This is a genomic window from Shewanella sp. (genome assembly GCF_051658185.1).
In the GTDB taxonomy this organism is placed as follows: domain Bacteria; phylum Pseudomonadota; class Gammaproteobacteria; order Enterobacterales; family Shewanellaceae; genus Shewanella.
In genome coordinates this window covers 1-9,740 of record NZ_JBOFMC010000317.1, presented here as the reverse complement: position 1 = coordinate 9,740, position 9,740 = coordinate 1, and the positions used below count along the sequence as shown (strand labels likewise).

Genomic DNA, 9,740 nt, shown 5'->3' with positions numbered 1-9,740 from the left:
CAAACCCGATTTGAGGCGGCGCTAGCGGATTCAGAGATAGAATCTAAGCCTGAATCTGCGGTATTACCCGACAAAAACCGGGATATATCAGGCCACACAGCCACAGACCCACACCCACCGCGATCCGAATAATCAGCCCTTTGGGCAGGCATGGACAAATGCTGCGAGGCAGAGCGGCTTATCACCATGGCAACAGCACGAACCGCCTTAAGCCGTGGCAGGCGAGCTAATCAGCCTTAAGGCCCACAAGTTGCCGCCAGGCATAGTCAAAACTGACCTCTACCGGCACGCCCTCAATCGCCACCGGCAGAGGCACTTCCGGCTTGAGTGTAATTTTAAGTACGGGCTTTTCGCCATCAAACGGACCTGACAGCTGCTTAGGTAAACGGCCGACTAATTCTGTCGGTTCGGCAATGCTGGCCCGAAAACGTTCACCGTTCGCTAAGGTGATAGTCGCCTTTTGCCCTATCCCGGTGTACGCCAAATATTTAGGTTCAAGATAGGCTACGACCACCGGAAACTCACGGCCAGCTAATAGCACCAACGGCCGGTCTTCCACGGTATGCTCCCCGGCCTGCACTAAAATATCGACGACGCGGGTCCGAGTCGGCGCCTGGATCTGCAACTGCGTTTGCTGCGCCTTAAGGCTAGCTAACTGCAATTGAATATTGCGGCGCGTTTGTGTTATCCCCCCAGAATTGCGCTCGAGCAGCTGTTGATACTGGGCCTCGGACAAATCCACCTTCGCCTGCTCTAGCGCCATGTGGGCGGCGGTCTGCGCCTGTAATACCATGGCCATATCGGAGGATGGCACCACCCCTTGGCGCTGAAAATTCTCATAGGTGTCTAACAACCGCTGCTGGCGCGCAACCCCTTCCTGCGCCACGGCAACTCGCTGTTGTAACTGGCCCAAAATGGCGGCGTTCAGCCCACCATCTTGAGGCTCAAGCTCCTGTAATTGCCGCTCAAGTTCGGCAATTTGCGCATTCAAACGCACGTCACTAATGGCGAGGATCGGCGCACCCGCCGCCAATTTATCGCCACGCTTGACCATGATAGTCCCTATCGTACCGACGCCAGGCGAGCGCACTTCAAGCGGCTCGGTCGTGACGATGCCACTGCCGAGAATGAACACATAAGGGCGCAGCAAAATCCAACCCACGATCACAACAGGCGCGATAACGAGCAGCAATAACAGGTACCAACGCCCCCGGTAACCGCCCCTCTTGGCTCCGGCATATTGCACATCAATCCCGCGATCCTGAGTCGGTTTTTGAGATTTATCGCTGGCCCGATAACTCACTTTCATCAAAATTTTCTCCCACGCTTTAATACCCACCATGGCGCCATCGAACTTTCTTCATGGGAACGGCGGACGATTTCATTAATGAGCGCGAATAAACACACTAAGCGCATAAATAAGGCATAAAAAGGATAACAAGGTAGCCAGAGAGCGAGCTTGAGATCCGCAGAAGGGCGTTCCGAGATGGCCAATAACACCATCAGGTAAAAGAACACTAAAAACACAAAATAAAAGCCATAAACGGTGAATGCTATCGATAGGATAAATTGCCACGGGAAATTCACCATAATCCCCACGCCATAAAAGACAATCACAAAAGGCATTAACACATTCTGTAAAAAGCCGTATAGCAGAGTGAAAATAAACGTGCCGCCCCCAAGCAGCCTTGGGGTAAAGGCGGGCCAATGTTTGCGAAAATATAAAAACAAAAGATCACCGTCCCAGCGTAATCTTTGTAGAACTAACGTTTTAAGATCCGCAGGTGCATCGGTGTGGCCAATCGCTAAAGTAGCAAAAGGAATGCGCCACTCTGGATGGCGGCTAAAATACTGTTTGATCCTCAGCGTTAAGTCGAGATCCTCGGCGGTGTGGGTATCCCACCCCCCGATTTGTAACAAAAAAGTCCGCCTAAAAGCCCCAAAGGCTCCGGAAATGTTATTGAGCAAATTCCATTGCCCAAGTCCTGTCTTGCCCCCCTGCATCGAAATCAGATATTCAATGGCTTGCATGCGCGTCAAGAGCGTGTCACCGGTATTGCGCACCCGCAGCGCACCACCAACAGCAGGCACATTCGGGTCTTCAAAATGCGGCACCATCTGTGCCACCATGTCATTATCAAAGGAAGTATCCGCATCCGCGTTGATCACTATCTCGCCGCTTGCAATGGATAAGCCCGCATTGAGAGTCGAGACCCGACCGCCACGTTGCCATTTCGGCAAGACAATGACCCGCCGCTTAGGCGTGTTGCAAGCTTTGGCGGCGGCCATCGCCACTTGGTAAGTCAGCGCATTTTGCACCGCACCATCAACCACGGCGATGATCTCGATTTCACCGTCGTAAATCTGCTCGATAAAAGAGTCAATCGTCGCCTTAACCGCCTCGCCTTCGGCGTAACAGGTAATGATACAAGAGACCTTCGGACGATACAGCGACTGCTTAGGAACCCGCATAAAATGACGGTAAAAAAACCGCAATATTCCGGTGATGACCAGCAACATGAGTGGCATCTCATAGAGCAGCATTAACGGGGCGAGCCATACTACAAAACTGAGGTGCTGGGCGAGCTGATGCCAGATATCCAGCAGCATGTAAGTAACTGTATTAATTTCACTCATTATTACATAGGCTTAGCTTTTATGAGCTGATCTGTCAGCCAATCGGCCACGTTTTCACCGATCTCTGCTGGCAAAGTCACAGCCTTAACACTCAGTTCAATTTTAGCCGCCGACTGCAGCTCTTTTAAATTAAACAACTTATTGTAAATGCTCTTTAATTGACTCATATCCGTCATGGGCAACAGCATCAGCAGCCCATCTTGAGTGTCATTGCTACAAGCATCCGTCACTCGGATAACGCTGCGCAGGCGCTCCTGCAAAGCATCCAACTGGGCAAATCCCCGCGCCTCCCCTTCGGCACTTAAAAACTCAGCAACATTGAGCATTTGCACCGATAAAATACAGTGGGTCTGCCCATGCCGCTTCGCGAGTTTATTTTGCCAGTCGAGCAACCAATAAAATTGCCCTCGGGTCATTTGCTCCCCGGGAGTGACATTAAATAACGACGGAGTATGCCCTTGACGTACAAAGGCGCGGCCGTGAGGCGCCAGTTTAAAGCGATAAACATTGCGCACATGCAGCTCATTTATCGCACTGCTGAGCTTGCAATGTAGACATTCAGCCTCAACGAGGGCCTCCACAAATAAGCTGTGACAATCATTACAGTGCTGATTCTCTATGGGTCGATCATAATCGACGCCAATATGGCGTAAAGGTTGTAAACAATTAGGACAACTTAACGAATTAAATTTCCGGAATGATTGCTGCGCACCCACATGGCCACAATTAAAACAATGCAAGCTACTTTGATGCTCAATATCAATACTCTGGCACTGAGGACAAATATCAACATAATTTAAATGCCCCGAATGACAACTCGGACAAAACCGCAAACGATTCGATAAACTAGCCTTAGTGATCCAATTATTTTTCTGCAATTCATTTAGCCATGAGAAACTATCGTCAGCGCTCATCCCCCATGCAGTTAATAATGGATAATCGTAAAGATACTTTTGTTCTGGAATCAAGCGTGGCGCCAACAAAGCCTCTTGATGACACCATAAATAACAGAGTAATTTATGGCTAATATCTTCACAATCTAACTTAACTTGTTGACGTCTTAGAGTGTAAGCTTGATATTTTTCCGCATAAGTATCGTCCCAATGGCCATTGCCTAAATAGGGAGATAAGGGGCTGTCATTACACACCAAAATTTGACACAAGGCCGTTGCCCCATGCTGGCGTAATGCGATTAAGCAGTGATCTTGCTCTGCCGCTGGTAAGGAAACCACGATCATATCGGGGCGGCGTTCTTGCTGCAGCACAGCCGCGACCGTATCAAATTGCCCAAACCACGGATGCCAAGGCAATGGCTCTGCCTCACCAATCCAAATAAAATCGTCCTGCGGAAAAGCAAGCTTAAGACGATTTTGATATTTTTCTTGCATATCACATCCTACACAATCGATAAATCGTCAGTCATCCGCGAATAAACAGCCGCAACAAAATAACCATACTATTAACACTAAAAACCAACAAGGTAACCACAAAGAATTAAATAACACACAGATATAAAATTCGGCGCAAATGATATAGCGTAAAAACGATCATGACAAAGAAATGATGCAACATTTACATTCAATAACACACAAATTAGAAACAACACGCCAAATAACAACAATATCGCGTAAACAATATGCTAAACGTGACGGATAAGTTCAGTTAGCAATAAAAATCTCTGGGAATTGTTAACGCATTAGATAGATAAAACACATGATTGACATTTAATTAACCATTTGCGCCAGCACCATTAACATCGCACAACCAAGGCCATTCCATCGGCACCACAATATTAAGTGACTCAAACCCCAATCATATATCGCTAACCGCCATTCAACTCAACACCATCGCATTCAATTTGATGATGGACATGAGTCAGCGGATCGATAAATGCTAATCGCTGAGCGATGAGTTTTAATGGCTGCTGAAAATTATCAGGGCCTTTAGGTAAAAGCGTGGGATAAAAACGGTCATTCAATAATGGCATGCCAAGGCTTTGCATATGCACTCGCAGTTGATGGGTTTTACCGGTGATTGGGCTTAAATGAAATAAGCCGATATCCCCTTTAATCGCCACAAGACTGATCTGTGAGTGAGTATTCGCCTCCCCCGGGACCACCTGCATAATAAAACTTGGCTCGCTCGGTTGCATCCGGTTTTTAACCGTCCAATGTATGGGCAAATCCAGCTGGCCGCGTTGATGCTGGGCGATAAGCGCGGGAGTGAGTTTAGCTAGCGCCTGATAATCCTTGCGGATATTTCCCTCGACAAACAGTTGATGGTATCGGTGCCGCGTTGCAGGCTGCACTGTCATCAGGATCACACCGGCGGTTTCCCGATCTAACCGATGAGCAGGGGAGATGGTATCGATCCCGGTACTGCGTCTGAGCCGATGCACTAAGCATTCGTTGACATAATTTCCACTTGGGGTCACAGGTAAAAAATGCGGCTTGTAGGCCAAAATGATATTGGCATCTTGAAAGAGGATCCGCTCCGCAAAGGGCACTTTTGCCTCCTCGATGACCTCGCGGTAATAATAAACCCGCGCCGTAGGCCGATAGGGGCTAGCTAAGCCGATCAGCGTGCCATCCTGCCAATGCACTTTGCCATCGACAATACGTTGCCGCCACACGGACTCACCAATCCGGGCAAAATGGCTCGATAAAAACGCCAATACTGTGGGTTTATCGGTGATCTCGCGGGGAAGAACCACATAGGAAGGTTGTGCTGCGCGGGCGGAGTCAGTCATATTCAAGCATAGCGGCCATAAACAGCCGTTATTGTAGCGGGTATGCGGTTTTTTAGTCCACATGCGCCTTAATTAATTGCAGCACGAAATCTAAGGTTTTATGGCAATCAGGCTGATCCACCAGCAGCCATTTGTCTTTGTTATACATAGGCAATACCTCCAGCCAGCGCTGGCTAACCCAGGCGGCGTCCTCAAGATGCACTTGGCTATAAAGTTGCAGCAGCTCAGGATTGACCTCATAAAATTGCTGAAGGGCAGCGCTAATTAACGCAAACTCCCCTTCGATAGGCTCATGCTGCCAGTTAGGGCAAGGCAGCGTGCGCGCCATCCACAGGCTGTTTTTCAGTTGCTCGGCCCAGAGAATACGCACGCGCTGCTGCCCTTCGAGCACAATGCTGAGCGAGTCGTCGGCGAGTTGATTAAAATCGATGATCTCACACTGTGTGGCGGTGGGGTAACAAGGCGGATAGCCCTTAGGCTTCACGGTAGCAAAAGCCAAGGCGCAGTTGCCCTTGAGCACATCGGCAACCATCTGCAGATAGCAAGGTTCGACAATCCGCACTTCAAGCCGTCCTTGGGGCAGTAATAGGGCATCGCGCATGAGCAATGCCATTTCCCGAGTTTGCATAGCCACCTCCCACCCAGTGCGCTAATGGGCTAAGTACCGCGAAAGCTCGCCGCCCACCTAAGCCTAAAGTGTAGCAGGGGAAATCCCCTCTCCCCGCCCCTTGGCGCCCGCCCATCAGCCCATCGGCAGACTAAAACCGCTCTAAGTGCGCCATGACATTACCTTGAGCGCACACCTCGGCAAACTCCTCCGCCAAACGCTCACTTAAGGCGAGGGCGGCGCGCCAAGACTTTATACGTTGGGCCGTGTCTAATTGTTCAAAATCGGTACGATCGGGCAATTTCCCTCCGGGTAACGCTGCGACAAATTCAGCCGAGGGGGCTAACACTAACGCATTATGGTAACGGGTGCGGCCTTGGCGCCAAGGCAGAGTTTTATCGAACCAACCTGGGCTAATGCGCGAAGAAAAATGCGGATACAAGGTTAATCCTGGGGCGTGGGATAAGGGTAAGTCAAAGTGATAATCTGTAATGCCGCCATCGTAATATTGCCCCTTTGCCACTCCGGCAATCTGAGAGACCGGCGCCAGCAACAGTGGAATGGAACCGGTAGCAAGCAGCACCTGCGCCACATTGGCCGAGGTTAATGTCGCCTGCTCGCTCGGTAAATCATGTCGTTGTAAAAAAGGGGATGTCGGGATGCCCTGACTAAAAACCACTCGGTCAAAATGCCATGCCAAACTTTGTCGCCCGATGAGATTGGTCGCCGCCGTGAGCGCCAATCCCGCGACAAGCGGCAATTTACGCTGATAACGATTAAGATGCCGAGCACGGCAGGCCACGATATGGGTGTGAATATAGGGGTTATGCACCATTTCACGCCCGCCATTGGCACCTAAAATTCCCGCAACCACCCCTTGCACCTGCTCACTGACCTCCCTAGGCGTTGGCCTCGTCTCGTAGCGCTGACCAATATACTCATCCTCCAAACGACGATAGGCAGATAACGGTGAATGCTGAGCGAGACAGGCGAGACGCCAAGCTCCCGAAGAAGCGCCAAAGGTAAACAGCGGGCTTTGCCTTGCCTTAAAAAACTCCCCAAAGAGATATTTATCCAGCCCTGCTATCCCTAGCCATTTCGGCCCGCCGGAGGCGGCGAGTAACTGGGTAAAGCACTCAGGGTGAAGACCTTGGCGAGCCAAGGTGGCATAGGCCGTGGGCCCTGCCAGAAAACGTAATGCAGCCAAATCTGTACTCCTGTGCTCCTAATCACCAACGGGCAAATAACCAATTATCAGTTAACCGGGCAATCGTCAGTTAACCTACCAATACCCACTCACTGGCCAAAGCGCTGTCTTTGGCACCCCTCAAATAGCGACACTCGCCATTGGGGGGGGGCAAATGCACCGCTAAAGGCAAGGCTGCCTCATCCTATCGCGCAATCGACTGTTTAAATACTCGCGTTCTGCTGATAATCTTGGCCATTCTTACTCTTTTATATCCCGATACCGAGCCACAGATGATCGTCGATACCTTAGCGAACCGCCATATTTACCAATCCCTCAGCCCTCGCATCGCCGCCGCGCTAGAGCACCTTGCCAATACCGACTTTAGCCAGTTAGCCGTGGGCAAATATCCCCTCGATGGCGATAATCTATTTGCCATAGTGAACGATTACCACACGAAAGAAAAATCCACCGAACCTTTTGAAGTGCATCAAAAATATATTGATGTGCAGTATGTGTACAGCGGCGAAGAAGAATTTGGCTACTTGCCTTTGGCCGAGCAAATTCCGTCGAAGCCCTACTTTGAACCACATGATTTTGCCAATTTTGATTACGAGTCCAACAAGGCAGATGCCTCCTATGTCAAACTCAAAGCGGGCATGTTTGCGCTGTTTTTCCCCGGTGACATCCACATGCCGGGCACAGGTGCGGTAGCAACGCCGGTGCGAAAAGTGGTGATAAAAGTCAAAATTTAAGCTTGGCCTCACACAGGCGCGCTAACTTTTAGCTGGATTTAGCGCGAGTTAGCGCAATCGCGGCACCCAAGCGCGAAGGAGATACGCTTGGGCTATTTCTAAAGCCGCGCAAATATTGTTAAAATCGCCCGAAATTTAACGGAGAGTCCCTGAAATGCCTATATACGTTGTCGGTCACAAGATCCCTGATTCTGATTCTATCTGCGGCGCGATCGCGCTGGCCTATTTAAAAAACCAAATTGGTGAAGCCGCCGTTGCCGCACGTTTAGGTGAACTTTCACCAGAAACGGCCTTCATTCTTGAGCGTTTTGGCTTTGATGCGCCAGAATACAAGACCAGTTATGCCGGCGAGCAGGTTTATATTGTTGACCATTCTGAACTCACTCAAGCCCCGGACGATATTGCCAAGGCCACCATTGTCGGGATCGTCGATCACCACAAATTGGGCGACCTGACCACCGATACCCCATTAGAGTGCTGGATCCGTCCCGTCGGCTGCAGTAACACAGTGATCAAGATGATGTACGACTTTTACCAAGTCGCCATCCCCAAAAATATCGCTGGCATCATGCTGTGCGCCATCCTAAGCGATACTGTGATTTTCAAGTCACCCACCTGCACCACCGCCGATATTCGCTGCGTTGAAGCCTTAGCCGAAATCGCAGGCATCGAAGACTTTAAAGCACTGGGCATGGAAATGTTCAAGGTAAAATCCGCTGTTGAAGGCACGCCAGCGCGTGACTTAGTGATGCGCGATTTTAAAGACTTCAATATGAACGGCAACTTAATCGGTATCGGCCAGTTAGAAGTCATCGACCTGTCAGTATTTGACGCGATCAAGGCCGAGTTAGAAGCCGATATCAAGGCGCTAAAAGCAGAGGGCAACCGCCATAGCGTGCTACTGCTGCTGACCGACATCATGAAAGAAGGCTCAGAGTTATTAGTTATCTCTGATGACGCCGAGCTTATCCAACGCGCCTACGGCAAAACACCCGTGGCGGGCAAGGTGTGGCTAGATGGCGTGTTAAGCCGTAAAAAACAAGTGGTTCCACAGCTGCAGGCGGCATTTGCCTAAACGATTGCGTGAGTTCTTGTATTCACGTTTGCACTCGCGCTGACGCGTGCGAATGCAGCGACTCATACATGACCGATGACGCCCCAAAGGGCGAACAAAAAAGGCCGAACCCTGTGTTCGGCCTTTTTTTTGTCACACTCAGACAAGGTGTTAATCTGGCCTGATCTTAATCTGGCAGGTTCTTAATCTGGCAAGATCTTAATCGGGTTAACGTTTAGGGGCCTGCGCTTCAGATGTTTCGGATGGTGATACTGGCGTAGCTGGCGCGGGCGTGTCTGGCACTGAAGCGCCTAATGCTAAGGGTTTAGGTGGTTGACTCGCACCTGCGGCATCAAGCACCGCGGCGGCCTGTGGAGACTCGCTTGGCGCGCCGTCTATTTGAGCCCCCGGATTGATTACCGCGCCCTCGGCTGCCGCACTTTTTGCGACTCCGCTTTCTGTTACTGAGCTTTCCGCTACTGAGCTTTCAACTACTGAGCCATCAGCAACCGCGCCATCGACAATCGAGCTATCCGCAGCGGCGCGATCCGCCGCACTGTCTGTCACCCCGCTGCCTGCCCCTGCACCGTCTGTCACCGAGCTGTCAGCCGCCTGACCCTCGAAGGAAGACGAGTCAACCCCAGAGCTCTCGACCGCATGTTTAGGCAACTCATTACGATATAAGTCAATCATCCCCATCACCTCGGACAACGCCTTAGCATGGTCAGCCGTCAGGATCCCGTTGTGACCGG

8 protein-coding genes and 1 pseudogene are annotated in these 9,740 nt (G+C 50.6%); 2 read left to right on the top strand and 7 right to left on the bottom strand.

What is annotated here, in order from left to right; genetic code table 11:
- Positions 1-226: 226 nt before the first annotated feature.
- The 6 genes from ACRCZA_RS12085 to ACRCZA_RS12060 form a co-directional block, all read right to left on the bottom strand.
- Positions 227-1,309 (bottom strand): HlyD family secretion protein, encoded by a 1,083-nt coding sequence (locus ACRCZA_RS12085; RefSeq protein ID WP_438674680.1) that lies wholly within the window; start codon positions 1,307-1,309, stop codon positions 227-229.
- On the bottom strand, positions 1,309-2,637 hold the full coding sequence (locus ACRCZA_RS12080; protein WP_438674678.1) for a glycosyltransferase family 2 protein: 1,329 nt from the start codon (positions 2,635-2,637) through the stop codon (positions 1,309-1,311). Before ACRCZA_RS12080 ends, ACRCZA_RS12085 begins: the two co-directional genes overlap by 1 nt.
- Before the next feature lie 2 nt (positions 2,638-2,639).
- Positions 2,640-4,025, bottom strand: a complete 1,386-nt coding sequence (locus tag ACRCZA_RS12075) for a hypothetical protein (protein ID WP_438674677.1) — start codon at positions 4,023-4,025, stop codon at positions 2,640-2,642.
- 434 nt (positions 4,026-4,459) lie between these two features.
- Positions 4,460-5,386, bottom strand: a complete 927-nt coding sequence (locus tag ACRCZA_RS12070) for a pseudouridine synthase (protein ID WP_438674676.1) — start codon at positions 5,384-5,386, stop codon at positions 4,460-4,462.
- 52 nt (positions 5,387-5,438) lie between these two features.
- Complete coding sequence (locus ACRCZA_RS12065) at positions 5,439-6,014, bottom strand: LON peptidase substrate-binding domain-containing protein (protein WP_438674675.1); 576 nt, start codon at positions 6,012-6,014, stop codon at positions 5,439-5,441.
- Between the two features lie 130 nt (positions 6,015-6,144).
- A complete protein-coding gene (locus tag ACRCZA_RS12060) occupies positions 6,145-7,200 on the bottom strand; it encodes an alpha/beta hydrolase (RefSeq protein ID WP_438674674.1) in 1,056 nt (351 codons plus the stop codon).
- A 272-nt stretch (positions 7,201-7,472) separates the two neighbouring features.
- Here ACRCZA_RS12060 and ACRCZA_RS12055 point away from each other — a divergent pair, with 272 nt between their 5' ends.
- Together ACRCZA_RS12055 and ACRCZA_RS12050 are read left to right on the top strand one after the other, a co-directional pair.
- On the top strand, positions 7,473-7,934 hold the full coding sequence (locus tag ACRCZA_RS12055) for a YhcH/YjgK/YiaL family protein (protein ID WP_438674679.1): 462 nt from the start codon (positions 7,473-7,475) through the stop codon (positions 7,932-7,934).
- A gap of 154 nt (positions 7,935-8,088) precedes the next feature.
- Positions 8,089-9,009, top strand: coding sequence for a manganese-dependent inorganic pyrophosphatase (locus tag ACRCZA_RS12050; protein ID WP_438674673.1), 921 nt, complete (start codon positions 8,089-8,091; stop codon positions 9,007-9,009).
- A 207-nt stretch (positions 9,010-9,216) separates the two neighbouring features.
- Here ACRCZA_RS12050 and ACRCZA_RS12045 read toward each other — a convergent pair.
- Positions 9,217-9,740: pseudogene (locus tag ACRCZA_RS12045) on the bottom strand (hypothetical protein); the annotation flags it as partial.

Bases quoted from the DNA above. Each gene is read 5' to 3' on its own strand.
- ACRCZA_RS12085 (WP_438674680.1), bottom strand. From the start codon at position 1,309: ATGAAAGTGAGTTATCGGGCCAGCGATAAATCTCAAAAACCGACTCAG.
- ACRCZA_RS12080 (WP_438674678.1), bottom strand. From the start codon at position 2,637: ATGAGTGAAATTAATACAGTTACTTACATGCTGCTGGATATCTGGCAT.
- ACRCZA_RS12075 (WP_438674677.1), bottom strand. From the start codon at position 4,025: ATGCAAGAAAAATATCAAAATCGTCTTAAGCTTGCTTTTCCGCAGGAC.
- ACRCZA_RS12070 (WP_438674676.1), bottom strand. From the start codon at position 5,386: ATGACTGACTCCGCCCGCGCAGCACAACCTTCCTATGTGGTTCTTCCC.
- ACRCZA_RS12065 (WP_438674675.1), bottom strand. From the start codon at position 6,014: ATGCAAACTCGGGAAATGGCATTGCTCATGCGCGATGCCCTATTACTG.
- ACRCZA_RS12055 (WP_438674679.1), top strand. From the start codon at position 7,473: ATGATCGTCGATACCTTAGCGAACCGCCATATTTACCAATCCCTCAGC.
- ACRCZA_RS12050 (WP_438674673.1), top strand. From the start codon at position 8,089: ATGCCTATATACGTTGTCGGTCACAAGATCCCTGATTCTGATTCTATC.